Raw genomic sequence first — 961 nt, 5'->3', positions numbered from 1 at the left:
CGGAGAACTGCCCGCCCGACAGCGCCCCGGCCGCGATGTTGCCGCCCACCGCGAGCTGCCCGCCCGACACCGCGCTCCGCGCCACGTTGAGCCCCACCGAGCCCTGCACGCCCTCCAGGTCACCGGTCGCCACGTTGCCGCCCACCGCGAACTGCACGCCCGACGCGGGGCCGCGCGCCACGTTGGCGCCGACCGCGAGCTGTCCTCCTGAGAGCGACTCGCCCACCCAGTTCGAGCCCAGCGCCATCGCAAGGCCGTCCACGCGCTTCGCATGCGTCCCGAGCAGGCCCACCGCGAACGTCGTCACCACGCGGCCCGTGTCCGTGCCCGCGGTGCTCATGTGCGGCATCAGCATCAGCACCGCCGGGACGCGGATCTCATCCGACGCCGACGTCTGGGCCACGGAGGTCCCGGCGACCTGCGCCGGCTCGCCGCCCGTCGCGGCGCTCACGAGGGGCGCGGGAGACACAGGGGGCACGGGGCCGGCCACGGTCGGAGCCGCCTGGGCAGGGGCGTCGCCAGTCGCAGGGGCGACGTCCGCCTGCGGAGCCGTCGTCGCCTGCGCGGATCCGGGCGCCGGAGCCGTGACAGGCGCCACGGAGGGGGCCGCCTCCGCTTGAACCGCCACCACCTTCGCCGCCACCGGCTGCTCCGCCCCTGCCACGCCTCCCGCCACCGCGACCATCACCCCGACACACACCGCCACCTTGCGCTTCATCGCCTGGACCTTCCTGGACTGGTTCCGAATGGGGCCGCCATCCGGGTGTCTCCCTTGTCGGGAGCCCGGGGCGCCGCCGTCATGTCGGGGCGTCGTCGCCCCTCTCGGCCAAGGGAACACCGCCCCCTTCCAGAACTGTCACCTGCCCGTCTGCTTCTCTGCCGGGCCCGGGTGTCCCACCCTCGCGCCCATTACCCTTTCCCCTGTCTCTTCTACACATCTGACGCTGCCGACGACTAGTCG

At 74.0% G+C, this 961-nt stretch carries 1 pseudogene; it reads right to left on the bottom strand.

Annotation, left to right across the window (positions count from 1 at the left end):
• Positions 1–718, bottom strand: a pseudogene (locus D7X12_RS41545) (hypothetical protein); the annotation flags it as partial.
• Between the last annotated feature and the right edge of the window lie 243 nt (positions 719–961).

The sequence above is a fragment of the Corallococcus sicarius genome (genome assembly GCF_003611735.1).
Classification (GTDB): domain Bacteria; phylum Myxococcota; class Myxococcia; order Myxococcales; family Myxococcaceae; genus Corallococcus; species Corallococcus sicarius.
The sequence above is the reverse complement of the archived record's forward strand: the minus strand, read 5'-3'. Positions and strand labels throughout refer to the sequence as shown.